The organism is Massilia suwonensis (genome assembly GCF_042655665.1).
GTDB classification, from domain to species: Bacteria; Pseudomonadota; Gammaproteobacteria; order Burkholderiales; family Burkholderiaceae_D; genus Telluria; species Telluria suwonensis.
In genome coordinates, this window is sequence record NZ_JBHSMR010000008.1 from 423,082 (window position 1) to 446,340 (window position 23,259).

Consider the following 23,259-nt stretch of genomic DNA (forward strand, 5'->3'; position numbering starts at 1 on the left):
TAGCGATTCCGACCAATGACTGAGCTGATCCACGATTTCCTGTTCGATTCCGCCCGCCGCACGCCCGGCGCAGAGGCGCTCGTGTACGGCGCTGTACGCCTCGACTACGCAGCGCTAGCCGCGGCGGTCGACGGCGCGGCCGGCGCCCTGCTCGGCGCCGGCGTCAACCCGCGCGACCGGGTCGCCGTGTTCCTGGAAAAGAGAACCGAGAACGTGGCCGCGATGTTCGGCGCTTCCCTCGCCGGCGCCGTGTTCGTGCCGGTCAATCCGCAGCTGAAACCGGAGCAGGTGGCGCACATCCTGGCCGACTGCAACGTGCGGGTGCTGGTCACCTCGCCCGAACGGCTGCTGCAGCTGCGCGAGGTGCTGGCCGGCTGCCCCGACCTGCGCACGGTATTCGTCACCGGTGCGCCGCAGGACTACGCCGGGCTGGATGTGCGCGCCTGGGACGCGGCGCAGGCGGCGCCCGCGCCGGGCGTGCTGGCCGCGCGCCGTCCGATCGACGCCGACATGGCCGCGATCCTGTACACCTCGGGCAGCACCGGCAAGCCGAAAGGCGTGGTGCTCTCGCACCGCAACATGGTGGCCGGCGCCCACAGCGTCAGCAGCTATCTGGCGATCACGCCGCAGGACCGCATTTTATCGGTCCTGCCGCTCAGTTTCGACTACGGCCTGAGCCAGCTGACCTGCGCATTCTTAAAAGGCGCCACCGCGGTACTGATCAACCACCTGTTCGCGAAAGACATCCTGAAAGCCGTCGCGGCGGAACGCATCACCGGCCTGGCCGCGGTGCCGCCGCTGTGGTTCCAGCTGGCGAGCCTGCCCTGGCCGGACGATTGCCCGCTGCGCTATCTGACCAATTCCGGCGGCGCGCTGCCGACCGCCACGGTGGCCAGCCTGCGCGCGGCCTTGCCAAAGGCCGAACTGTTCCTGATGTACGGCCTGACCGAAGCGTTCAGGTCGACCTATCTGCCGCCGAGCGAACTCGATCGCCGTCCCGACTCGATGGGCCGCGCGATCCCGAACGCGCAGGTGCTGGTCGTGCGGCCCGACGGCACGCCCTGCGCGCCGAACGAAGCGGGAGAACTGGTGCACCGCGGCGCCCTGGTCTCGCTCGGCTACTGGAACGATCCCCTTAAAACCGCCGAGCGCTTCAAGCCGGCGCCCGGGCAGGATCCGGCGCTGCCGCTGGTCGAGATGGCGGTCTGGTCGGGCGACACCGTGCGCATGGACGAAGAGGGCTACCTGTATTTTATCGGCCGCAGCGACGACATGATCAAGGTCTCCGGCTACCGCGTCAGCCCGCTGGAAGTCGAGGAAGTCGTGTACGCGAGCGGATTGGTCGCGGAGGCGGTCGCCTTCGGCGTGCCGCATCCGCAGCTGGGCCAGGCGATCGTGCTGCTGGCGCTGCCGAAAGAGGCCGATACCGACACCGCCGCGCTGCTGAAAACCTGCCAGCGCCATTTGCCGGCCTGGATGGTGCCGGGCCATATCGCCCTGCACGATGCGGCCTTCCCGCGCAACCCGAACGGCAAGATCGACCGCAAGCTGCTGCAGCAATCCTTCATGACCCTGTTCGAAAGCACCGTATGAATGCAAAACCGGTCCACGCCGCCCAGACCCTGTTCCCGGTCGAGGACGACTGCCTGCTGGTGGGCGGCATCCCGCTCACGCGCCTGGCGCAGCGGGTCGGCAGCACGCCCTTCTATGCCTACGACCGGCGCCTGCTGAGCGAACGCGTGGCCCACGTGCGCGCGCATCTGCCGCCGGCAGTGGAACTGCATTTTTCGATGAAGGCGAATCCGATGCCGGCCCTGGTGCAGCACATGGCGGGCCTGGTCGACGGCATCGACGTCGCCTCCGGCGGCGAGCTGAAGGTCGCGCTCGATACCGGCATGGCGCCCGGCCGCATCAGCTTTGCCGGTCCCGGCAAATCCGAGGCCGAGCTGACCCGCGCGGTGGCGGCCGGCGCCGTCGTGCACGCCGAGTCCGAGCGCGAGCTGCGCCTGCTGGCGGCGATCGGCGAGCAGCTCGGCATTGCGCCGCTGCTGGTCCTGCGCATCAATCCGGACTATGAACTGAAAGGCTCGGGCATGCGCATGGGCGGCGGCGCCAAGCAGTTCGGCATCGACGCCGAGGACGCGCCGCGCCTATTGAACCTGTGCGCGCAGCTCGGCCTCACCGTGCTCGGATTCCACATCTTCAGCGGTTCGCAAAGTCTGAAGGCCGAGGCGATCATCGAGGCCCAGGCCCAGACCTTTAGCTTGGCCCGTGAACTGGCCAGCCACACGCGCGACCCGGTGCGCATCCTGAACATCGGCGGCGGCTTCGGCATCCCGTATTTTCCGGGCGAGGCCGCGCTCGACCTGGCGCCGATCGGAGAAGCGCTGGCAGCTGCCCTGCCGGGCGTGGGGGCGGACTTGCCGGATGCCCAGGTTTCGATCGAACTGGGGAGATACCTGGTAGGCGAGGCCGGGGTCTATGTGGCGCGCGTGATCGACCGCAAGGTCTCGCGCGGCCAGGTTTTTCTCGTCACCGACGGCGGCCTGCACCACCACCTGGCCGCCTCCGGCAATTTCGGCCAGGTGATCCGCAAGAACTACCCGGTCGCGATCGGCAACCGGATGAGCGCCTCCGCAGCGCGCGAATCCGTGTCCGTCGTCGGGCCGCTGTGCACGCCGCTCGACCTGCTGGCCGAGCGCATGGAGCTGCCGCAGGCGCAAGTGGGCGACCTGGTGGTCGTGTTCCAGTCCGGCGCCTATGGCCGCTCGGCCAGCCCGCAAGGTTTTCTGAGCCACCCGGACGCTCCCGAGGTGCTGGTCTGACCAGGCATGCCGTGAGGGAATATGTGGCGTGGGTGACGCAGTAGTTTCCGGAGGACAGCACGCGTGGCCATGCTTTCCACGATTCATATAGAATATGTGTTAAAAAGTAAAGACCACTCTGTGCCAGGCACATGCAGTAGTCCGCGCCGCCCGCTCCCACCCTGTTGAAACGCTCTCCATGATCAAGATTTCCAAGCTTGTCCGCCGTATCCTCGACGACAACCAGGGACGGGACGTCCCCGTCTTTCGCAAGATCTACGAAATCGGCTATTTGTATGTCACGCGCGGCTTCGGGCCAGGCTATTACTTCGACGCCGGACTGAGCCGCCGCGGCGCCCCGATGACTTTTAAAAAGGGCTTTTACGGTCACAAGCTGTACGAGAAGCGCGTGTCGGAACTGAACGATCCGCGCTATAACAAGCTCCCGCAAAACAAGTTGCCCGAAGCGGCGCTCTTTAAACTGCTGGGCATTCCCGCACCGCGTACTTTCGGGCACCTGTGCGTCAGGAAGGGCCTGGACATGCACGGCCTGCCGCTGCGCACGGGCGCCGATCTCGAACGCCTGCTGACCAGGGAAGGGGTGGAGCGCTTCTGCGCCAAGGAGACCGAGGGCTGGAATGGCCGCGGCTTCGTCGCCGCCGATGTCGTGCGCGAGAACGGCAAGCCGATGCTGCGCCTGCTCGGCTCGGGCGAAACCGTCAGCTGCGACGTCTTCGTCGAGCGCTACGCCCAGTATGCGCCGCATGGCAACCGCATCCTGCAGGAATTCATCGAGCAGCATCCGGTCATGCACGCATTGAATCCGTCGAGCGTCAACACCATCCGCATGATGGTGTACCAGCCGGAGAAGGGAGAGGCGCGCGCCTTCGGCGCGTTTGCCCGCATCGGACGCTCTGGCACCCTCGTCGACAACGTCGGCGCCGGCGGCATGTGGACCGTCGCCGACATCCAGACCGGCCGCCTGGGACCGGGCCGCCGTCCGCAAGTCGACGTCGATTACGTGGTCCATCCGGACCACGGCGCGCCGATCGAGGGCGTGATGGTGCCGTTCTGGGACGAGGCCAAGGAAGTGGCCTGCCGCACGCTGGCCGCCTTCCCGCATACGCGCTACCTCGGCGTCGACGTCGCGTTCACGGCCCAGGGTCCGGTCATCATCGAAGTCAACAACAAACCCGACTACATCGATTTCGCCATCCTCGAAATCCCGTCGCAAGTGGCGCTCAACGATTGATCTCGATGCGCGACCAGCCCGTCCCCGACCTCGAAGCGCGGCTAGACGAACGCCTGGGTGCGCTCCTTGCCCGCTTGCCGGGCTTGTCCGACTCAAGCGAGCGCATCGCCGCTTTCGTCGCCTGCGTCGAGGTGCCGCCGGGACGTCTCGGCTTCAAGTACATCGCACCCGAGGCGCGCGCCCTGCACGCGGCCGTCCTCGACGCGGCCGGCGAACAGGGCGCCCGCATCTTCCTGCTGGCCTGCCTGCTGGCGGCCGTGCGTTCCACGCTGCGTAGCAGCCGCGTGGAGAAGCTGCCCGCGCGGGTGCGCGCGCACCAGCTCAGGCAGTTCGAACGCATCGCCGCGCATGACGACGCGGTGCTGCAGTACTGCCGGCTCAAGGCCGACGTCTTTTTGAAAGAGCTGGGCCTGGCCACGCTGCGCCTGTATGCGGGCGCCTCGAGCGTCATCGACCCGCATTCGGGCGTCGGCCGCTCGCTGCTGTGGAAGGGCGGGTTGCGCCGGCTGCCCGGACGCCTGCTGCTGTTCGCGCGGGCCGGCGGCTTCCGGCCGTTTTTCGAGGTGCACGTCCATAAACTGTATCTCGACGAATTCAACGAGGCGGGGCGCAACGAGTGCTACCGCTGCTGTGTCGACCTGTACGCGCTGCACCCGGAGGTGCTGGGCATGATCGGCGGCAGCTGGTTCTACGACCCGGTCGTGGAAAGCATCAGCCCGCACCTGGCCTACCTGCGCACGGTGCCCGAAGCGGGCGGCGCGCGCGTGCTGTTCGTGTCGCATGACGAGCAGGCGGTGGCGAACGCCACCTCCAAATCGGAAAAGCGGCGCGCGCTGCATGCCGCCGGCCGCTATCGGCCCGCCTCGTGGACGCTGGTATGGTGCAAGCGCGACCAGCAGGCCTGGGCGCGCCGGCTGGATGGATTGGATAGGAATTGAAATGAGCATCAAACAAACGGTTCTGCGCGTCGCCCGGATGGCGGGCGTATTCGCGCTGATGCGCACGGTGACGCGCAAGTATCCGCGCATCCTGTGCTACCACGGCGGCAACCTGGGCGACGAGCGCCTGTACAACCCGAAGCTGTTCTGCACGCCCGGGCAGCTGCGCGAGCGCCTGGAGTGGCTGCGCAGTAAAGGCTTCGTGCCGGTCACGCTCGACCAGGTCGCCGACGGCTCGGCGGCCAAGGTGCGCGGTATCCCGGTCGCGGTGACGCTCGACGACGGCTGGTACTCGTCCTGGCACGACCTGCTGCCGCTGCTGGCCGACTTCGGCCACAAGCCGGCCCTGTACCTGCATACCGAAGCCTACGAGGCGGGCGCCCCGATCGTCGCCGTCAGCCTGCGCTACCTGTTGTGGAAAGCCGGACCGAAAGCGGTGCTGGTGCAGGGCATCGATCCCGCGCTGGACGGCCCCTGCAACCTGGCCGACGCCGCCGAGCGCCGCCGCCTGTGCGGCGCCGCCGAAGCCTGGCTGGCACGCCAGCCGCGTGCCGAACGGGCGGCCTGCCTCGAACGCCTGGGCAGCGCGCTCGGCGTGCCGCCGGCCCAGCTCGACCTGGCCTCGCGCCGCTTCAGCTACATGAGCACCGACGAGCTGCGCGCCGCCGCGGCAGGGGGCTGCAGCATCGAACTGCACGGCCACGTGCACGAATACGTGCCGGGCCAGGATGCCCGCAACCGCAGCAACATCGAGCAATGCCGCGAAGTCATCGAGGCGGCGGGCCTGCCGCGTCCGACCCACTACTGTTATCCGAGCGGCGCGTTCGACGCCGGCGCAGCGGCGGTGATGCGCGCCGCCGGCGTCGTCACCGCCACCACCTGCGTCCCCGGCCTGGTCAAGCTGCGCGACCGCGAGGGCCTGTTCTTCCTGCCGCGCTTTCTCGATGGCGGCGACGTCTCGATGATCGAATTCGAGGCCGAGATGAGCGGTGTGCTGCAGCTGCTGCGCACGCTGACGCGGCGCGCCGACCTGACCGCGCACGCCCTGCAGCCTTCGCCCACCTGATCGGGGAAAAGGTCCGCGGGAGGCGCGCACGATTGTTGCCATTGTTGACACATTTGATGCCTTGGTCTACTCTGCATTTGATAAATTTCCCACAATCAAAGGCTAGTGCACCAAGCCTGATCATGCATTCCGGCGCGTAAGCAGCTCCCGACGGGGCCGTCCCGTGGCCTCCAGCCACTGGTTCAATCGCAGCAAAGGTAGTCAGTACAGATGTCCCAGAAAAACAGCACCAGCATCACCGGCGGCGCCATCATCATGATCGCCATGCGCTGGATCGACCGCGTCGTCGGTGTCGTCAGTACCTTCATCCTCGCCCGCCTCCTCGTTCCCGACGATTTCGGCATCGTCGCCATGGCCTCGGTGGTGGTCGCCTTTGCCGACGTCATCTTCGACCTCGGCATCAACGTCGCCATCATCCAGCGCAAGAACCCGAGCCAGGCCTTCTATAACACCGCCTGGACGCTGCGCATCCTGCAGGTGGCCGCCGTGGCGACCGTCCTGATGATCCTCGCGCCCTTCGCCGCCGACTACTACAAGGACCCGCGCGTCATGCCGGTGGTGCAGTTGATGGCCTTGTCGATGATGATCGCGTCCTACGAGAACGTCGGCGTCATCACCTTCCAGAAGGAGCTGCGTTTCGCCGACGACGCGAAGTTCATGCTCTTTAAACGCCTGGTGAGTTTCGCCACGACGATCGCGTTCACCCTGATCCTGCAGAGTTACTGGGGCATGGTGCTCGGCGCGCTGTGCTCGCGCCTGTTCAGTACCGTGCGCAGCTACATGGTGCACCCGATGCGCCCGAAATTCTCGCTGGCGGAGATCGGCTCCATCTTTTCGGTCTCGCAGTGGGTGCTGGTCAAGAACATCAGCGCCTACCTGGACCGCAACCTGCACATCTTCCTGGTCGGCGGCGTGGCCAAGACCGGCGTGACCGGCGGCTATACGCTGGCCAACGAGATTTCCAATGTACCCGGCAACGACCTGCTGGCGCCGATCAACCGGGTGTTGTTCCCCGCGTTTGCGCGCGTAAAAGACGACCTGGCCGAGTTGACCCGGCTGCTGGTGCGGGTGCAGGCGGTGCAGGTGATGGTCACCTTCCCCACCTGCGTCGGCTTCGTCCTGACCGCGCACGAACTGGTGCCCGTGGCGCTCGGCGCGAAGTGGATGTTCATCGTCCCCTTCGTCCAGATCCTGGCGCTGTCGAACATCATCCAGGCGATCAACAGCAGCGCCAACTATGTCCTGACCGTGATCGGCAAGATGCGCCTGCTGGCCGTGACCAGCTGGGTCCAGATCATCCTGTTCGGCGCCGGCCTGTTGATGCTGCGTAGCGAGCTGCTGCCCGAGCGCATCGCCGCGGTGCGCATGGCCGCGATCGTGCTGACCTTCGGCGTGTCCTACTGGCTGGTGATGCGCAACATCCCCGGATTGACGGTCTCGATGCTGGCGCGCGGGACCGGACGCCCCACGCTCGGCTGCCTGGCGATGGCCCTGGCGCTGCCCTTGCTCGGCGCCGAAGTGAGTGCGCCGCCGCTGGCGATGCTGTGCATGAAGGTGGTGCTGGGCGCCTTTGTCTACCTCGTCACCGTGCTGGGCCTGTGGCACCTGTCCGGCTGGCCCGAGGGCGCCGAGACCTTCTTCCTCGACAAGCTGAAACGGCGCCGGCCGGTGGCGGCCGCGTCCAGCCAGAGCACCTGAGGCCATTCACATGTGGAGTGAGCACCCGTATGGCGCCCGTTAAACGTCCTGTCGTCCTGTTCGTCCTGCCCTGGTCCCTGCGTGCCATCGGCGGCGTGAACCAGGTCGTCACGCACCTTGCGCAGCAGATGCGCGACGCCGGTGCATTCGAGCCCATGGTCCTGATGGCCGACTGGGACGCGCCGCAACCCGTCTTCGAAGAGATCCACGGACTGCGTACGGTGCGCTGGCAGGTACGTTCGCACCAGGGCGACATGGGCATCAAGGCCGGCCTGGTCTACGCACTCTGGGAGCGCCGCTTCCGCAAACAGTTTACGCGCTTTTGCCAGGAACACGACGTGCGGGCGGTGAACCTGCATTATCCCGGCAGCATGGCGTTCACTTTCGAGCGCGTATTGAAGACGCTGCCGGCGCGCGTGCCGCTCTTGTTGTCCTTCCACGGCACCGATGCCACCAACCTGGCGGACCTGAGCGCCGCCAAAAAGGAGGCCTGGCGCCATCTGCTCGCGCGCAGCGACGCGGTCGTGGCCTGTTCGCAGGAACTGGGAAAACGGATCGAGCGTGCGCTGGCCGTGCCGGTGCGCCACCAGGTCATTTATAACGGTGTCGACACCGGCAAGTTCAGCGACGGCGTGGCGGTGCCGCAGACGAAACAGCGCATCCTCCTGCATGTCGGGAAATTCGATCGCAACAAGGGGCAGGACGTCCTGATCGACGCTTTCTCGCGCATCGCGCCCGCGCATCCGGACCTGCTGCTGCATCTGGTCGGCGGCGACGGCGCGCAGCTCGCGAGCCTGCGTGCGCAGGCGGCCGGCCTGCAGCTGGCCGAGCGGGTGCGCTTCTTCGTCGACATTCCGTTTACGGAGATTCCGGCCCATTTCAAGGCCGCCAGCGTGTTCGCCTTTCCCAGCCGGCAGGAAGCCTTCGGCCTGGTGCTGCTGGAAGCCGGTTCCTGCGCGCTGCCGGTGGTGGCCTCGCGCGTCGGCGGCATCCCCGAACTGATCCAGGACGGGGCGACCGGCCTGCTGGTCGAGCCGGACGATGCGCAAGCGCTGGCCCGGGCCTTGCAGACCTTGTTGGACGATCCGGCGCTGGCGCGCGGGCTGGGCGAGCGCCTGGCCGCACGGGTCGCGGCCGACTTCTCCTGGACCAGTACCCGCCTGCGCTACGAGGAACTGATCCGCGACGCCGGCCAGGCGGCGCGCGCCGCCTGAGGGATCACCGACAACTCAGGCCGCGCGCGAAGCCTCGCGCTTTGCGGGGCCATGCACGACCTCGTCGAACAGCGCACCCAGCTGGCGCGCGCGGTGGGCGCGCGAGGAGCGCTCCACCAGGTCGCGCGGTGCGACATGCGCCGCGCCCGCACCCAGGCGTTCCAGGAACAAGGCCAGCCTGGACGCGATCTCGCCCGCATCGTCGATGAAGGCCATGTCCTCGAAACCGCCGGCGCCGAGCACGCGCGCCGTTTCTCCGGCGTGGTCGACCAGGCCGAAGATCGGCTTGCGGGCGCGGAAGTATTCGTAGACCTTGGCCGGGATCTGGTTGTTGAAGGGCGTGCCCTGGAACAGCAGCAGGCCGTCGGCAGCCGCCATCTCGGCCAGCGCCTCGCGATACGGCACCGGCGCGGCGGTGGCGGCGATGTCGGCCACGCCGTAGCGTTCGATCAGGGCCGACACGGCGCCGATGTTGCCGGGCGCGCGCAGGATCACTTTCAGCTTGCCGGCGTCGATCACGCCGCGCGCCTTCAGCTGCGCCAGCGCGTCGAGGAAGGCGGACGGATCGCGGCCGGTATCGTACAGCAGGCCGCTGTGCACCAGCACCAGCGGACCGCTTTTTTCTCCAGGGGCCGCGCCGTCTTCGGCCGCGCCGAAGGCATCCTCCTCGTAGCCGTTTTCGATGACCACGAATTTATTGGGATCGAGGTCCGGGAAGCGGGCGCGGTAGGACGCCATCGCACCCTGGGTCGTGAACACGGCCTTGCTGCAGCGGCGGATCGTCTGCTGCTCGATCCAGGCGTACATGCGGCGCTGGCTCTTGTTGGTCGGATAGGCCGGCTGCAGCATCGGATCGCGGAAGTCGGCGACCCAGGGCAGGCCGGTCAGGCGATGCAGGGCCAGGCCGATCAGGTGCGCGGTCGCGATCGGGAAGGTCGACCAGATCAGGCGCGGACGCTGGGCGCGGATCATCGACAGGCCGGCGGGAATCGCACCCAGGCTCCAGGTGACCCAGCGGTCGGGCAGGGCGCTCGCATTCAGATAGCGGCCGCGCCAGCCCAGGTGATGCTTGGCGTCGAGCGCGAAGGCGCGGCGTACCGTCAGCTTGGGCGGGATGCTGGCCAGCTGCGACGGGTTCTGGTTCTGGTAGACGCTGGCGCGGGCGGTCAGCACCATCGGTTCCCAGCCGCTGGCGGGAAGGTGGCGCGAAAAACTCAGGCTGCGCTGGATGCCGCTGCTGGCTGCCTGCGGCGGAAAGTGAAATGCGATCAGTAACGCACGGTTGTGCATATTGCTATCCTTGAAGCTCATCGTGGTTGCCGGTTGCCGAGCGCCATCCAGCTGAGGAGGCGCAGGCCGAAGCGGAACGGGGTGCGGTCCCAGGGCCGGCTGCGCGGCAGCTGGAAGCGGTCCTGGTCGCCGGTAATGGCGCCGACGGCGGTGGTGAAGGCGGCGAAAAAGCCGGCCTGGCGCACCATCTCGACATGGCGCGCGTCGTAGTCCTGCCCGACCTTGCCGTTCGGGTAGGCGAACAGCCGCACCGGCTTGCCGACCAGGGCTTCGAGCTGGCGCTTGCCGCTGACGATCTCGACGCGGGCGCTGTCGTCGTCCAGGCTCGTCAAAATCGGGTGCGAGATCGTGTGGGCGCCGATTTCGACGTCGTTGCGGTCGAGCGCGACGAGCATCTCGGGCGTCAGCATCAGGGCATCGTGGTGCATGCCGCTCATGCGGTCCAGACGCGCGACCAGGTGCTCGCGCTGCGCCGGCGGCAGATACTTGCCGGCCTCGATCAGGCGCAGGGCGCTCTGCTTGCGCGCTTCCAGCGAGGTCAGCGCAAAGGAACCGAGTCCGATGTCGCTCAGGTCGAGGGTGTCCGCCGGCAGCGACTGGACGGCGTGGATGATGCGGTCGTTCCACATGTTGCCGGCGTCGGCGCCGAGGAAGCCGCTGGTGACGAAGACCGTGGCCGGCAGCCGGAACTTGCGCAGGATCGGCAGCGCCAGGTCGTGCACGGAACGGTAGCCGTCGTCGAAGGTAATGCAGACGGTGCGCGGGGGCAGGCGTCCTTCGTCGAGCGCGCGCAGGGCCTCGTGCAGCGGCATGACGTTAAAGCACTCGGCCAGCAGCGCCATTTGCCAGTGGAAGGCGGCGACGTCGGGTTCGGTGTCGAGCAGCGGGTCGGGCTGCGCCAGCACGCGGTGGTAGTTCACCACGGCCAGGCTGCGCTGGCCGCCGAAGCGTCCGATCAGGCCACCGGCCGCGCGCAGCAGGGCGGCGCCCAGGCGGCCCAGCTGTGCCGATGGCGCCGACGGCAGCGTTCCCGCCGTGTCGGAGGTCGCGTGCAGCAGCCGGTTGCGGTCTTCGGTGGAAGGCTCGGCCGGCCGGTCTTTTTGGGTTTCGGTTCTTGTGCTAGCGATCATGGTTGCCAGTAGCGCCCCGGGGCATCGGTATATCCGCAGACGGTCATGCACGCCGCTCCCGGCGCGTCGGCTCGAGCGGACGCGCGGCCGCAGCGAAAGCGTCCTTGGCCGCCAGCGGCTGCGGCATGCCGGGCACAGGCAGGACCGGCGCGCCGGCGGCCGGTTGCCGCAGCATCGCCGGCAGCAGGCGCTTCTCCAGCACGACGATCAGGCCGAACAGGCAGAAGATCAGGTCGACGTAAGCGAAGCTGAGCGCGGCGCCGCCGAGGGCGAAGGCAAATACGCTGAGCTGCAGCATCGTGGCCATCGTACTCAGCCATTCCGGAGCGCCGCCGCGCCGCGCGCGCCGCGCGACGCTGCCGGCCTTGAAGAAGGCGCTGATCAGGCAGCCCAGGTAGAGGGCGAGACCGACGAAGCCCTGCTCGCCCAGTACCTGGAAATACACGCTGTGCGCGGCGCGGGCGACGTCCGGATTCGGCAGCAGGGTCCCCGTATAGAACCATGGGTAGGAGAAGAAATCGCGCGACAGCGATGACCATACCGGGAAATATTCGAGCGACTTGAAGCCGCCGCCGAAGAACGGGTGCCTGGTGGCGAGGATGAAGGACAGCTTCCACGACACGACCCGGGACATGAAGGACGAATCTTCGTCGGCGGTCTGGATGGTGTCGAGGCGATGCGTATATTCGTCCGAGATATACGGAGTCAGGCCTGCGACCAGGATGGCGACCAGGACCGTCGCCAGCACCTTGCGCTTGCTCTTGATGAACATGTAGACGCCGAGGGCGGCCAGCGCCACGAAGCCGCCGCGCGAACTGGTGCCGATCACGGCGATCACCAGGGCCGCCATCGTGCCGAGCAGGCCCAGCTGCAGGATGCGCGAGCGCTTGCCGTATTCGCCCAGCAGATAATAGGCAACAGGCAGGATCATGACGAAGGCGAGCGACAGTTCGTTGCGGTCGCCCAGCACGTGGCCGGACATGCCGACGATCTTGTGGCCGCCGCCGCTGGCAAGGAACTTCAGGCTCTCGAGGTCGGCATAGAAGCCGACGGACAGCATCAGGCACCACAGGACGAAGTCCACATGCAGCTTGTCCTTGATGGTGAGCACCACGAAGACGAACAGCATGACGACCTTGAAGAAGCGAATCCAGTATTCCAGCGCGAGGTCGGGGCGGCCGATGGTGCCCGCCGTACTGCCGATCGTCCACAGGAAAAACAGCAGGACGAAACTGCCGATGACCCCTAATTCGATCTTCGGTTTGTGCTTGTAGAACAGGTAGCCGAGGATGGCGATGGCCGTGAATAACAGGTTGTAGCGAATATGTCCCGCGGCCCCGTAGACCCATCCGTTGGGAAAGAACAGCGCGGTCCAGACCCACATGCCGACGGCGATGAAGGGGCGCTGCGCCATCGTGTACAGCATGAGCGGCAGCACCGCCAGCAGAAACAGGTCACGCATGATTGTCCTTCTCGCTTGCCTGAATGGCCGATTGCGCCGCGGCTTCGGCTTCGCGGCGTTTTTCGGACTTCAGCGCCCACATGCACAGGTAGACGACCGCGCAAAGGTCGAGTGCCCACAGAAGAGATTCCATTGTGTCAGTCCATCCGTATCAGGTTCGTGCCAGCACGGGCATGCCGGCGCGGCGCGTCAGCACTTCCTCGAACAGGCGCAGCTGGCCGTTTGTCGTGTCGTCCCAGCTGAAACGCTCGGCGTAGCGGCGGGTCGCGGCGCGGTCCGGGTAGTTGGCGCGCAGCGCGTTGACCGCGTCGGCCACGCCCTGGTAGCTGCGCTCGGCCATGAGCACGCCCGCGTCGGGCGATGCTACCACCTCCGGCGTGCCGTAGACGCGGCTGGCCACCACCGGCGTGCCGCAGGCCATGCTTTCCAACAGCACGTTGGCCCAGCCTTCGCGGCTCGAGGACAGCACCAGTGCGTCGGCGGCGCCGTAGTGGCTGCGCAGCTGCGCCTGCGGCACCGCGCCGAGGAAGCGCACGCGATCAAGCACATTCAGTTCGCGCGCCAGGGTCTCGAGTTTCGATCGGTCCGGGCCGTCGCCGGCCAGCACCAGGCGCACGCCCGGCAGCAGGGGCAAGGCGCCGATGATCAGGTCTTGCGCCTTGACCGGCACCAGGTGGCCGACCGCGAGCAGGGTGAACATGGCGTTCGGCGTGCGTTCGGTCGGGCGGAACAGGTTCAAATCGACGCCGTTCCTCAGCGAGACCACGCGGTCGGCGTCGATCCCGAGCGCCACCACTTCGTCGCGCAGCGCGTTACAGACCGTGATCACGGCGTCGGCGCGCCTGGCCGCCCAGGTGATCATGCGGCGCGGCAGCGCGTAGTTGGGGAACAGGGTGATGTCCGAACCGCGCGCAGTGATCACCAGCGGCTTGTTGAAGTAGCGGCCGAGCATGGCGGCGGCGACGCCGTCCGGATAAAAGTAATGGGCGTCGATCAGGTCGAAGTCGAAACCCTCGTCGAGCAGGCGCGCGATCGCCGGTTTCGCCGCCTGCGCCAGCAGCAGCGGAGAGAGATTCATACCGACCTTCGGGATCACCGGATAACGCGGGTGCGCGACCGGGATCCCGTGGCGCACCTCGTGGCGCGGCGCTTTCGCGAAGCGGGCGTAATTGCCGAAGCGCGGGTTGGTCGAGGGGAACCAGGGCACCGGCGCCACCACGCGCGACTCGACTTCACCGCTGGCGACCAGATGGCGCAGGCGCGTCTCGACGAAAATGCCGTGGCCCGGCTTTTCGCTGTTCGGGAACAGCGTGCTGAACGTCAGGATCTTCATGCAGCCTTCAACTTTGCGCCCGTCAGCTGGCCGTAGATGTTCTTGTAGCGCGCCACGCTGACCGGCCAGTTGCGCTCGACTTCCACGTATTCGCGCCCGGCCAGGCGCAGCGCCGGCCAGGTCGACTGGGCGTCGAGCAGGTCGCCGACTTTATTGGCCAGCGCGGCCGGGTCGTCCGGCGCGAACAGGATGCCGGTCTTGCCGTCGGTGATCAGCTCGCGGTGGCCGCCGACGCTGGACGCGGCCAGGATGCGGCCCTGGGCCATCGCTTCCAGCGGTTTCAATGGGGTGACCAGGTCGGTCAGGCGCATCGACTGGCGCGGATAGACCAGCACGTCGAGCAGGTCATAGTATTTCTGTACCTGGTCGTGGGGCACGCGGCCGGTGAACACGACCTTGTCGGCGATATTCAGGTCCTTGGCCAGCTGGCGCAGATTGGCGTCCTGCGGACCGCCGCCGACCAGCAGCACGCGCAGGTCGGGAGCGCGCGCGACCAGGGCCGGCACCGCGCGCAGCAGCACGTCGAGGCCCTCGTAGGCATAGAAGGAGCCGATGAAACCGATCAGGCGGTGGCCCTGCAGGCCGAGCTGGCGTTTCAGATCCTGGTCGGCTTCGCCGCCGACGGCGAACTTGTCGATGTCGACCGCGTTCGGGATCACCGTGACCTTATTCGCCGGGATGCCGCGCTCGACGATGTCGCGGCGCAGGCCTTCGCAAATCGTGGTGACGGCGTCGGCACGTTTCAAGGCATAGGTTTCCAGGCCGCGCGTGAGTTTATAACGCAGGCCGTTTTCCGTGCTGGTGCCGTGGTCGACCGCGGCATCTTCCCAGAAGGCGCGCACCTCGTACACGACCGGGATGCCGAACTTGCGGCCGGCGCGCAGGGCGGCGATCGCGTTCAGGCAAGGGGAGTGCGCATGCAGCACGTCCGGCTTGATCTGCGGGATGATCTCGATTAAGCGCTTTTCCAGGCCCTGGATCACTTCCAGCTGGTTCAGCACCGGCAGTTTCGCCAGCGCGCCTTGCGACTTCGCGGTGCGATAGAAATGCAGGCCGTCGGCCGTTTCCTCGCGCAAGTCGTTGCCGCCCTGGTGCTTGGAACCGGTGACATGAAAAGTCTCCCAGCCGAGCGCGCGCTGCTCGCGCAGGATCGAGGCGGTGCGGAAGGTATAGCCGCTGTGCAGCGGGATCGAATGGTCGAGGACGTGGAGGACACGCATGGTATTGATTACTCCGAAAATCTGTTACGCGGCGGTGGCGATCAGGGGCGCGGCCACGCTGGTGGCGCTGTCGGCGCCGTTCTTGCGCAGGAAGGCTTCGAACATCAGCACCGCCCACAGCGCCGTGCTGTGGTCCTTGGTGCCGGCCAGGTGCTCGTCGATCATCTGCTGCAGGTAGCGCTGGTTGAAGATGCCGGTGTCGAGCAACAGGGGATTGAGCACCGCCGCCTTCATCGACTCGCGCAGCGGACCGCGCAGCCAGGAGGCGAGCGGGATCGAGAAGCCCATCTTCTTGCGGTACAGGATATCGTCCGACAGGTAGGGCTGCAGCGCCTTCTTGAAGATATGCTTGCCTTCGCCGTTGCGCAGCTTGCACGAGGACGGCAGGCCGGACACCCACTCGACGAACTTGTGGTCCAGCAGCGGCACCCGCACTTCCAGCGCGTGCGCCATGCTGGCGCGGTCGACCTTGGTCAGAATGTCGCCCGGCAGGTAAGTCTTCATGTCGACGTACTGGGTGATCGACAGCGGATCGTCGGTTGGGGCATTCGCTGCATGGCCGCGCATCACCTCGACGGCGCGGTAACCCTGCAGCTGGCTGCGGAAGTTCGGCGAGAACAGCTGGTCGCGCACGCGGTCGACCAGGATCGAGACGCCGTGGAAGTAGCCGTCGACCAGGTCGCGCGCCAGCGCCTCGAAGGTGGTCTTGGCGCGGAAGATGCGCGGCGCCCAGTCGGCCTTCGGATAGGCTTTGCCGAGGAAGCCGAATACCGGTTTGCGCAGGGCCAGCGGCAGCATCGAGCGCACCTGCTGTTCGCCCATCGCCATGCGGTAGCGGCGGTAGCCGGCGAAATTCTCGTCGCCGCCGTCGCCCGACAGGGCCACGGTCACGCGCTTCCTCGCCAGTTCGCACACGCGGTAGGTCGGAATGGCCGAGCTGTCGGCATACGGCTCGTCGTACAGGCCGGCCAGCAGGTCGACCAGGCCGTAGTCGTCCTTGTCGACGGTGTCGCACTGGTGATTGGTCTTATAGCGCTCGGCCACCTGGCGCGCATAGGTCGATTCGTCGAAGGCCGGGTCGTTGAAGGCGATCGAGCAGGTGTTCACCGGACCCTTGTTCAGGCCGGCCATCATGGCCACGATCGCGCTCGAGTCGACGCCGCCGGACAGGAAGGCGCCCAACGGCACTTCGGCTTCCAGCTGGCTCTCGACCGCTTCGCGCAGGCGTACGATCAGCTCTTCTTCCATCTGCTGTTCCGACATCGGCGCGTGCGGCGTGAACGGCACGTCCCACCAGCGTACCGGCTTCGCGTTCGCCGCGTTCGACCCGACGCGCAGGGTCAGCGAATGGCCCGGCTCGAGTTTGAACGCGTCCTTGAAGATGGTGCGCGGTTCCGGCACGTAGCCGTACGCGAAATATTCCTCGACGGCGCGCGGTTCGATCACGCGCGGCAGTTCCGGGAAGGACAGCAGGGATTTGAGTTCCGAGCCGAACACGAAGGTACCGTCCGGGAGGAAGGCGTAGTGCAGCGGCTTGATGCCGAGGTGGTCGCGCGCCACAAAAAAGGTCTGCTTGTTGCGGTCCCAGATGGCGAAGGCGAACATGCCGCGCAGGTGCTTGACGCAGTCTTCGCCCCATTCTTCCCAGGCGTGGACGATGGTCTCGGTATCGGACTTGGTCGCGAAGGTGTAGCCGAGGGCGGTCAGCTCTTTGGTCAGTTCGCGGAAGTTGTAGATCTCGCCGTTGAACACGGTGACGACCGTGCGGTCCGCGTTGAACAGCGGCTGCTGGCCGGCGGCCAGGTCGATGATCGACAGGCGGCGGTGGCCGAAGCCGACGCCGGGTTCGAGGTAGACGTCGCCCTCGACGGGACCGCGGTGGAACTGGGTCTGGTTCATCCGCTGGAGGACGGCGCGATCGAATGCGCGCATGCCGCGCGGGTCAAAAATGCCTACGATTCCGCACATGGTTGGGTGATCTCTCTAGGGGTTGTCTTGGTGTTGCAGAGCTGGTCGTACAGGGCCGTATAGGCGCCGACCATGGCTGCAACGCTGTAATGGCGTTCGATGTTCGAGCGCGCGGCGGCGCCGTGCTGCGCCACGCGGGCGCGCTCGTCGACGTAGCGGCCCAGCGCTTCGGCCAGCGCCTGCGGATTGGATGCCGGAACCAGGGCGCCGTTGACGCCGTCCTGCACCACTTCCGGAATGCCGCCGACGGCGGTCGCCACCACCGGCAGGCCGCAGGCCATCGCTTCCAGCAGCGTCACCGGCGTGCCCTCGGCAATCGAGGACAGGGCGAACAGGTCGAAGCTGCGCATCAGTTCCGGAATGTCGTTGCGCGCGCCTGGGAACCAGACCAGGTCCGCCACGCCGGCGTCTTGTGCCTTCTGTTCCAGGCGCGCACGCAGCGGGCCGTCGCCGACGATCGCCAGGCGCAGCTGCGCGCGCATGGCCGGACGCGCTGCGCACAAGAGGGCAAAGGCCTCGATCAGGGTCGCCTGGTCCTTGACGTCCTGCAGGCGCCCGACGGTGCCGATGACGAAGGGTTCATTGGCCCAGGGCGTGGCGGCGGCCGGCAGGTCCGGCGCGAAGCGCTCGGTGTCGACGCCGTTCATGATCAGTTCGCACCTGGCGGCCGGGATCCTGACGACCTGCTTCAGCCAGCGCGCCAGGTCGTGCGAGACCGGGACGTAGCGGTCGATGAATGGCACCAGCGCGCGGCGCAAAAAATTGTGCTTGCGGTTTAAACCCTGCGGGTCGCTGGCGTCGCGTCCATGCTCGGCGTGAATGCGCACCGGTACGCCGGCGGCCCAGGCCGGAGCGGCATATTCGGCGCAGGCGAAATTATAGGTGTGCAGCACGGCCGGGCGCAGCCGGCGCAGCAGCTTGAACAGTTTGACGTGCATGTCCAGGCCCAGGCCCGGCTGCTTGTGCAGGGCGAACAGTTCCACGTTCGGCGCCGTGATCTTGTCGGCGAAGGCCGTGTAGTCGGTCAGGCAGACGATCGCGTGGCGGTAGCGCTCGGGCGGCATGTGGTTGATGCAGTCGACCAGCAGGGTCTCCAGCCCGCCGAAGTCGAGCCGGTAAATCAGGTGCACGACCAGCGGGGCCGGCACCGGGTGGAGCTTCGTCACAGCCATGTCTTACCGTCCCCGTGCCGCCTCGAGCGTTGCCTGCAGCGGCGCCAGGTTCGCGTCCAGGAAGGCGCGCAGCGCGGCGCGCGCCGCGTCCGCATCCTCGCCGACCGGGGTCGCGACCATGATCGCGGCGCCGTCGTCGCCATGCATCATCAGCTTGGCCTGCGCCTGGCGCAGCTTGCCGAGATAGTCGTTGGCGATGAAGCGGCCGTCGATCCAGTTCCAGTGCCAGACCAGGTAGTTGCCGCCCGGTCCCTTGACGCGGGTTTCGCGCAGGGCCAGCGGCTGGCCCTTGATGGTTTCGCTGCGCGCGTTCGAGCCGATCTGCAGGTAGTCCTGCTTGCGCTTGTCGACACGGTTGACGGAGCTGATCAGGCGTTTATCGGGACCCTGGTTGCGGTAGTACAGCAGGTTCAGGCTGACCGGCGCGCCGGCGGCCGTGTAGCGTCCGTCCAGGGTGGCGTCGGCCGCCAGGTAGTCCGGGCGCCAGGCCGCCGGGCCGACCTTGGTCGCGTTCAGGCGCGAAGCGTCGAGCTGCACCGGCGCCGGATTGTGCGCCGCCTTGTCGCTCACGGCGGCCAGCAGCGGCCACGAGGCGCACACCAGCACGGCGGCGATTGCCACCCCGGTCAGGGAATGGGCAGGCAGCGCGGCAGCCGCGCGGGCGCCGGCAGGCGCCGCGGCGGGGGCGGCTTCGTCCTCGCGCCAGTAGCTGCCGATCCAGAACATGATGAACATGACCAGGCCGAAGAACAGCCAGCCGTAGATCAGGTGGTCGACGCCGGTGGCGAGGGCCATGTCGCTGGTGTGGCCGATCATGACGATCATGTAGGCGCGCAGGCCGTTGGCGATGATCGGCACGATGATCGACAGGCCGATGAACAGCACGCGGCGCTTGAGCGAGCGGTAGCTCAGGTAGGCGTACAGGCAGCCGAGGGTGATCGAGGAAATCAGGTAGCGCACGCCGCTGCAGGCCTCGACCACCGACCAGTTGCCGGTCGGGAGTTCGAACATGGTGCCGTTGCGCAGGACCGGAATGCCGGTGGCGCGCACCAGGGCGACGGTGAAGTCGGCGGTAAAATTAATCAGGGGCTGGACGAAGACTTCGCCGAAGGGCACCGCGAACAGCAGGAACAGCAGCGGGAAGGCGAGCGCGCCGGCCAGGCGCCGGCCCAGCAGCGCCAGGGCCAGGGCCGGGAACATGGCAACGAAGGCGTACTGCATCACGACCTGCACCTCGCCGGCACGCGCCAGCAGCCAGCCGGCGCCGCACAGGGCGAGCAGGCCCAGGGCCGGCCAGTAAGGCGCGGCCGGGATGCGGCTGAAGACTTCGCGCCGGCGCCAGATCAGCCACAGGCTGATCGGCAGGATGGCGTAGCCGTGGGCGAAGGTCTCGGAGCTGTTCCACACCGAGACCATCGAGGCGGCGGTGCTCCAGTAGAGCGCCAGCAGCGCCACGAAGGCGCCGACGATGACGGCGATCCGGGGCACCGACAGGCCGGTGGAGCCGGCGCCGGCCAGGGCCGGGTGTTCGTTCATCAGCATTCGAACCTCGCTTCGATCGGGGACAGGTGGGCTGACCAGCTGTAGCGACGCTCGACGCTGGCGCGCGCGGCCTGGCCCATGGCCGGATCCGGCTTGCGCAGCAGGGCGATCACGCTGTCGGCGTAGTCGTCCGGCGCGTCGGCCACGATCAGTTCGCGGCCCGGGGTGGCGTCGATGCCCTCGAAGGCCTGGAGCGAGGACACGACCGGACGGCCCATGGCCATCGCCTCGAGTACCTTGTTCTGGATGCCGCGTGCGATACGCAGCGGCGCCACCGCGGCGCTGCAGTGGGCGAGGTAGGGCCGCACGTCGGGCACGGTGCCGGTGACGACGATGGCGTCGCTGGCCAAGGCCTGGACTTCAGGAGAAGGGCGCGAGCCGACGATGTAGAAGCGGGCGTTCGGGACGGCGGCGCGCACGCGCGGCAGCACGTGCTCGGCGAACCATTTCACCGCATCGACGTTCGGCCAGTAGTCCATGGCGCCGGTGAAGACCAGCGCCTGCTCTCCTGCCGCAAACGGATTGTCGTAGGCGCGCGCCGGGCTGAAATAGTCGGTGTCGACGCCATTGCTGAAATGGCCGATCTTGTTGCGGTTTTCCGGCGCCAGGGTACGGAACAGCTCCGCTTCCGGCGCCGAGACGAACAGCGAGGCATCGAAGGTGTCGGCGATCGTGCGCTCGTAGTCGAGCAGGCTCTTCGCCTCGTGGCGGTACACCCAGCTCATCGGCCACTTCTTTTTCTCGGCGTATTGTCTCCATTTGTCGGAGTCGACGTCGCAGAAGTCGATCACGCGGCGCGCGGCCGGATAGTCTTCGGCATACTGCGCCATCACCGAGCAGAAGGTCATCACGCGTGCGATGCCCTTCTGGCGCATGGTGCGTGCGATCCAGCGTTTCATCTCGGCGTCGCGGTAGTACCCGATCGACAGCGATTTACCGGTGGCCAGCGCCCTGGCGCTGCGCAGCTTGCCCTTCAAGGGATCGAGCTTCACGAAGACGCTGCTGGCGCACATCGCCTCGACCGCCGGCACGTGCTGCCAGTCGTCGGCGTCGTCGACAAAGGTCGCGAGGTGCACGCGGTACCTGGTCGCCAGGTGCTTCAGCAGGTTGTACGAGCGGATCTTGTCGCCCTTGTTCGGCGGGTAGGGGATGCGGTGCACCAGCAGCAGCAGGTCCGGCTTGGCCGCCTCGGCAGCCACGGCCTGCTGGCGTTGCAGCGCGCCTTCGATGATCGAATTCATGGCTTGCTCAGGAAAATGCGGTCCATCCGGTCCCACGCGAAATCGCGGGCGAGGGCGGCAATGCGCCCTTCCATGCGCGCGATGTTGATGTAGTGACGGAAGCGCGCCTTGGCGCCCAGGCCTTCCGGCCGCGGCTGGCCGGGATCGACTTCCCACGGATGGAAGTAGAACAGGGCGGGCTCCTTGTCCATTTCGTTGACGCGCTTGACCATCCAGCGCGACAGCGCGTAGGGCAGCAGGCGGAAGTAGCCGCCGCCGGCCGGCAGCTTGCGATTGCCCAGCATGGCGGTGGTGATCGGGATTTCCAGCAGGCCGTCCGGGCCGTTCGGATAGAAGGCGAAACGCGGCGCGTCCGGCATGCCGTAGTGGTCGTGCTGGATCGGGTAGATGCTCGAGCTGTAGCGGTAGCCGGCTTCGGTCAGCGCGTCGAGCGCCCACAGGTTGCCGTGGCCGATCGAGAAGCTCGGGGCGCGGTAGCCGATCACCTGCTGGCCGCCGATGTCTTCCAACAGGGCTTTCGCGCTGCGGATGTCGTTGTCGAATTCGGCGCGGCTCTGGTCGGAGGCGCGCAGGTGGCCGTAGCCGTGGCTGGCCAGTTCGTGGCCGGCTTCGACGATGCGGCGCACCATCTGCGGATAGCGTTCGGCGATCCAGCCGAGCGTGAAGAAGGTGCCCTTCACGTCGTTCTTCTCGAACAGGGCCAGGATGCGCTCGACGTTGGCTTCGACGCGGCATTCGCGCGTCGGCCAGCTGTCGCGGCTGATGTAAGGGGCGAAGGCCGAGACCTGGAAGTAGTCCTCGACGTCGCAGGTCATGGCGTTGCGAATGCGCTCGCCCGGCTGGCGCTGCGGCCGGGCTGCGGGAGTCTGCATCTTCATTCCTGGGTATCCACGTGTTGGTTGGCGGCGACGCCGTTCGGCGGGGTGGCGACGATCTTTTTGAGGATCGACAGCACCGAGACGATCGACTTTTCGAGGCGCATCATGCGCTCGTCGAGCACTTCGGCGCTGGCGCGGCGCTCCGGCATCCCGCCCATGCCGTCGGCCAGCAGCCCGTCGCCGAGGCCGGCGCTGGCGCCGGCGGCCGGGGTGCCCATCACGTCGGGCAGCTGGAATTCTTCGCTGAGGTCGGCGATCACGGTCTGGATGTGGCCTTCGTTAAAGGCATGCAGCTCTTCCAGGTAGCCCATCAGCAGCACGCGGTCGAGCAGGGTATTGGTCTTGCGCGGGATGCCGCCGGTGTAGGCGTAGATGGCGGCGTGGGCGCCGTCGTCGAAGGCCGGGTCGCCGTTCCAGCCGACCGTGTGCAGGCGGTGCTCGATGTAGGCGCGCGTTTCCGGCGCATCCATCGGGCCCAGGTGATAGCTGGCGATGACGCGCTGGCGCAGCTGCTGCATGCTGGGGCTGTGCAGGGTGCCGCGGAATTCCGGCTGGCCGAGCAGGAAGGTCTGCAGCAGCGACTTGTCGTCGGTCTGGAAGTTCGACAGCATGCGCAGTTCCTCGACCGTCTTCGGGTTCAGGTTCTGCGCCTCGTCGATGACTAACAGGGCGCGCTTGCCCTGGCGGTCGACCGTGTGCAGGAACTGTTCGAGGCGGGTCAGGAGGTCGGTCTTGCTGGCGCCCTCGTAAGGCAGGCCGAACGCCGAGACCACCATGCGCAGGGTGTCGTCCGGATCGAGGTGGGTGTTGACGATGTGGGCCGCGACGATCTGGTCCGACGGCAGTTTATTAAACAGGTTGCGTACCAGGGTGGTCTTGCCCGCACCGACTTCGCCGGTGACGACGATAAAACCTTCGCCTTGCGACAGGCCGTATTCGAGATAGGCCATGGCGCGCTTGTGGCCCTTGCTGCCGAAGAAGAAGTGCGGGTCCGGGCGCAGCTGGAAGGGTTTGGCGGTCAATCCATAAAACTGTTCGTACATCGTGTCTC

19 protein-coding genes are annotated in these 23,259 nt (G+C 67.0%); 7 read left to right on the plus strand and 12 right to left on the minus strand.

The annotated features are described in order from the left end of the window. Positions 1 to 15: 15 nt before the first annotated feature. The 7 genes from ACFPQ5_RS05440 (at position 16) to ACFPQ5_RS05470 (ending at position 8,972) form a co-directional block, all read left to right on the plus strand. Positions 16 to 1,593 (plus strand): acyl-CoA ligase (AMP-forming), exosortase A system-associated, encoded by a 1,578-nt coding sequence (locus tag ACFPQ5_RS05440; RefSeq protein WP_379752256.1) that lies wholly within the window; start codon positions 16 to 18, stop codon positions 1,591 to 1,593. Continuing rightward, on the plus strand, positions 1,590 to 2,825 hold the full coding sequence (locus ACFPQ5_RS05445) for a pyridoxal-dependent decarboxylase, exosortase A system-associated (protein ID WP_379752257.1): 1,236 nt from the start codon (positions 1,590 to 1,592) through the stop codon (positions 2,823 to 2,825). The genes ACFPQ5_RS05440 and ACFPQ5_RS05445 overlap by 4 nt, the downstream gene beginning before the upstream one ends. 178 nt (positions 2,826 to 3,003) lie before the next feature. Then, positions 3,004 to 4,056: a sugar-transfer associated ATP-grasp domain-containing protein gene (locus ACFPQ5_RS05450; protein WP_379752258.1), complete on the plus strand. Its 1,053-nt coding sequence runs from the start codon at positions 3,004 to 3,006 to the stop codon at positions 4,054 to 4,056. A 5-nt stretch (positions 4,057 to 4,061) separates the two neighbouring features. Continuing rightward, the gene (locus ACFPQ5_RS05455; RefSeq protein WP_379752259.1) at positions 4,062 to 4,994 is read left to right on the plus strand and encodes a hypothetical protein; all 933 of its coding nucleotides are present in this window, start codon (positions 4,062 to 4,064) and stop codon (positions 4,992 to 4,994) included. Position 4,995: 1 nt separating this feature from the next. Further along, positions 4,996 to 6,060, plus strand: coding sequence for a polysaccharide deacetylase family protein (locus ACFPQ5_RS05460; protein ID WP_379752260.1), 1,065 nt, complete (start codon positions 4,996 to 4,998; stop codon positions 6,058 to 6,060). Between the two features lie 210 nt (positions 6,061 to 6,270). Continuing rightward, positions 6,271 to 7,758 carry a lipopolysaccharide biosynthesis protein gene (locus tag ACFPQ5_RS05465; protein WP_379752261.1) on the plus strand — a complete coding sequence of 496 codons (1,488 nt, stop codon included), beginning with the start codon at positions 6,271 to 6,273 and terminating at the stop codon, positions 7,756 to 7,758. Between the two features lie 29 nt (positions 7,759 to 7,787). Further along, the gene (locus tag ACFPQ5_RS05470) at positions 7,788 to 8,972 is read left to right on the plus strand and encodes a glycosyltransferase family 4 protein (protein WP_379752262.1); all 1,185 of its coding nucleotides are present in this window, start codon (positions 7,788 to 7,790) and stop codon (positions 8,970 to 8,972) included. A gap of 15 nt (positions 8,973 to 8,987) precedes the next feature. Here ACFPQ5_RS05470 and ACFPQ5_RS05475 read toward each other — a convergent pair whose 3' ends face one another. From ACFPQ5_RS05475 to ACFPQ5_RS05530, 12 genes are read right to left on the minus strand one after another with little or no spacing between them, the layout of a single operon-like run. Further along, positions 8,988 to 10,262 carry a glycosyltransferase gene (locus tag ACFPQ5_RS05475; RefSeq protein WP_379752263.1) on the minus strand — a complete coding sequence of 425 codons (1,275 nt, stop codon included), beginning with the start codon at positions 10,260 to 10,262 and terminating at the stop codon, positions 8,988 to 8,990. Positions 10,263 to 10,279: 17 nt separating this feature from the next. Further along, positions 10,280 to 11,392: a polysaccharide deacetylase family protein gene (locus tag ACFPQ5_RS05480; RefSeq protein WP_379752264.1), complete on the minus strand. Its 1,113-nt coding sequence runs from the start codon at positions 11,390 to 11,392 to the stop codon at positions 10,280 to 10,282. A 43-nt stretch (positions 11,393 to 11,435) separates the two neighbouring features. Next, the gene (locus ACFPQ5_RS05485; RefSeq protein ID WP_379752265.1) at positions 11,436 to 12,854 is read right to left on the minus strand and encodes a putative O-glycosylation ligase, exosortase A system-associated; all 1,419 of its coding nucleotides are present in this window, start codon (positions 12,852 to 12,854) and stop codon (positions 11,436 to 11,438) included. Beyond that, complete coding sequence (locus ACFPQ5_RS05490) at positions 12,847 to 12,987, minus strand: hypothetical protein (RefSeq protein ID WP_379752266.1); 141 nt, start codon at positions 12,985 to 12,987, stop codon at positions 12,847 to 12,849. The genes ACFPQ5_RS05485 and ACFPQ5_RS05490 overlap by 8 nt, the downstream gene beginning before the upstream one ends. 18 nt (positions 12,988 to 13,005) lie before the next feature. Next, complete coding sequence (locus tag ACFPQ5_RS05495) at positions 13,006 to 14,187, minus strand: glycosyltransferase family 4 protein (protein ID WP_379752267.1); 1,182 nt, start codon at positions 14,185 to 14,187, stop codon at positions 13,006 to 13,008. Continuing rightward, on the minus strand, positions 14,184 to 15,407 hold the full coding sequence (locus ACFPQ5_RS05500; RefSeq protein WP_379752268.1) for a TIGR04063 family PEP-CTERM/XrtA system glycosyltransferase: 1,224 nt from the start codon (positions 15,405 to 15,407) through the stop codon (positions 14,184 to 14,186). The genes ACFPQ5_RS05495 and ACFPQ5_RS05500 overlap by 4 nt, the downstream gene beginning before the upstream one ends. 24 nt (positions 15,408 to 15,431) lie before the next feature. Beyond that, a complete protein-coding gene (locus tag ACFPQ5_RS05505) occupies positions 15,432 to 17,375 on the minus strand; it encodes an XrtA/PEP-CTERM system amidotransferase (protein ID WP_379752269.1) in 1,944 nt (647 codons plus the stop codon). Then, complete coding sequence (locus tag ACFPQ5_RS05510; protein ID WP_379752270.1) at positions 17,360 to 18,547, minus strand: TIGR03088 family PEP-CTERM/XrtA system glycosyltransferase; 1,188 nt, start codon at positions 18,545 to 18,547, stop codon at positions 17,360 to 17,362. Before ACFPQ5_RS05510 ends, ACFPQ5_RS05505 begins: the two co-directional genes overlap by 16 nt. A 3-nt stretch (positions 18,548 to 18,550) precedes the next feature. Beyond that, positions 18,551 to 20,089 carry an exosortase A gene (gene xrtA, locus ACFPQ5_RS05515; protein WP_379752271.1) on the minus strand — a complete coding sequence of 513 codons (1,539 nt, stop codon included), beginning with the start codon at positions 20,087 to 20,089 and terminating at the stop codon, positions 18,551 to 18,553. Beyond that, the gene (locus tag ACFPQ5_RS05520; protein ID WP_379752272.1) at positions 20,083 to 21,330 is read right to left on the minus strand and encodes a TIGR03087 family PEP-CTERM/XrtA system glycosyltransferase; all 1,248 of its coding nucleotides are present in this window, start codon (positions 21,328 to 21,330) and stop codon (positions 20,083 to 20,085) included. Before ACFPQ5_RS05520 ends, xrtA begins: the two co-directional genes overlap by 7 nt. Beyond that, entirely contained in the window at positions 21,327 to 22,208 is an 882-nt protein-coding gene (locus ACFPQ5_RS05525; RefSeq protein ID WP_379752273.1) for an XrtA system polysaccharide deacetylase, read from the minus strand. Before ACFPQ5_RS05525 ends, ACFPQ5_RS05520 begins: the two co-directional genes overlap by 4 nt. After that, positions 22,205 to 23,251, minus strand: a complete 1,047-nt coding sequence (locus tag ACFPQ5_RS05530; protein WP_379752274.1) for an XrtA/PEP-CTERM system-associated ATPase — start codon at positions 23,249 to 23,251, stop codon at positions 22,205 to 22,207. Before ACFPQ5_RS05530 ends, ACFPQ5_RS05525 begins: the two co-directional genes overlap by 4 nt. Positions 23,252 to 23,259: the final 8 nt, after the last annotated feature.

What these genes read in the sequence shown, in the direction of transcription:
- ACFPQ5_RS05440 (WP_379752256.1), top strand. Translation starts at nt 16, where the DNA reads ATGACTGAGCTGATCCACGATTTCCTGTTCGATTCCGCCCGCCGCACG.
- ACFPQ5_RS05445 (WP_379752257.1), top strand. Translation starts at nt 1,590, where the DNA reads ATGAATGCAAAACCGGTCCACGCCGCCCAGACCCTGTTCCCGGTCGAG.
- ACFPQ5_RS05450 (WP_379752258.1), top strand. Translation starts at nt 3,004, where the DNA reads ATGATCAAGATTTCCAAGCTTGTCCGCCGTATCCTCGACGACAACCAG.
- ACFPQ5_RS05455 (WP_379752259.1), top strand. Translation starts at nt 4,062, where the DNA reads ATGCGCGACCAGCCCGTCCCCGACCTCGAAGCGCGGCTAGACGAACGC.
- ACFPQ5_RS05460 (WP_379752260.1), top strand. Translation starts at nt 4,996, where the DNA reads ATGAGCATCAAACAAACGGTTCTGCGCGTCGCCCGGATGGCGGGCGTA.
- ACFPQ5_RS05465 (WP_379752261.1), top strand. Translation starts at nt 6,271, where the DNA reads ATGTCCCAGAAAAACAGCACCAGCATCACCGGCGGCGCCATCATCATG.
- ACFPQ5_RS05470 (WP_379752262.1), top strand. Translation starts at nt 7,788, where the DNA reads ATGGCGCCCGTTAAACGTCCTGTCGTCCTGTTCGTCCTGCCCTGGTCC.
- ACFPQ5_RS05475 (WP_379752263.1), bottom strand. Translation starts at nt 10,262, where the DNA reads ATGCACAACCGTGCGTTACTGATCGCATTTCACTTTCCGCCGCAGGCA.
- ACFPQ5_RS05480 (WP_379752264.1), bottom strand. Translation starts at nt 11,392, where the DNA reads ATGATCGCTAGCACAAGAACCGAAACCCAAAAAGACCGGCCGGCCGAG.
- ACFPQ5_RS05485 (WP_379752265.1), bottom strand. Translation starts at nt 12,854, where the DNA reads ATGCGTGACCTGTTTCTGCTGGCGGTGCTGCCGCTCATGCTGTACACG.
- ACFPQ5_RS05490 (WP_379752266.1), bottom strand. Translation starts at nt 12,987, where the DNA reads ATGGAATCTCTTCTGTGGGCACTCGACCTTTGCGCGGTCGTCTACCTG.
- ACFPQ5_RS05495 (WP_379752267.1), bottom strand. Translation starts at nt 14,187, where the DNA reads ATGAAGATCCTGACGTTCAGCACGCTGTTCCCGAACAGCGAAAAGCCG.
- ACFPQ5_RS05500 (WP_379752268.1), bottom strand. Translation starts at nt 15,407, where the DNA reads ATGCGTGTCCTCCACGTCCTCGACCATTCGATCCCGCTGCACAGCGGC.
- ACFPQ5_RS05505 (WP_379752269.1), bottom strand. Translation starts at nt 17,375, where the DNA reads ATGTGCGGAATCGTAGGCATTTTTGACCCGCGCGGCATGCGCGCATTC.
- ACFPQ5_RS05510 (WP_379752270.1), bottom strand. Translation starts at nt 18,547, where the DNA reads ATGGCTGTGACGAAGCTCCACCCGGTGCCGGCCCCGCTGGTCGTGCAC.
- xrtA (WP_379752271.1), bottom strand. Translation starts at nt 20,089, where the DNA reads ATGCTGATGAACGAACACCCGGCCCTGGCCGGCGCCGGCTCCACCGGC.
- ACFPQ5_RS05520 (WP_379752272.1), bottom strand. Translation starts at nt 21,330, where the DNA reads ATGAATTCGATCATCGAAGGCGCGCTGCAACGCCAGCAGGCCGTGGCT.
- ACFPQ5_RS05525 (WP_379752273.1), bottom strand. Translation starts at nt 22,208, where the DNA reads ATGAAGATGCAGACTCCCGCAGCCCGGCCGCAGCGCCAGCCGGGCGAG.
- ACFPQ5_RS05530 (WP_379752274.1), bottom strand. Translation starts at nt 23,251, where the DNA reads ATGTACGAACAGTTTTATGGATTGACCGCCAAACCCTTCCAGCTGCGC.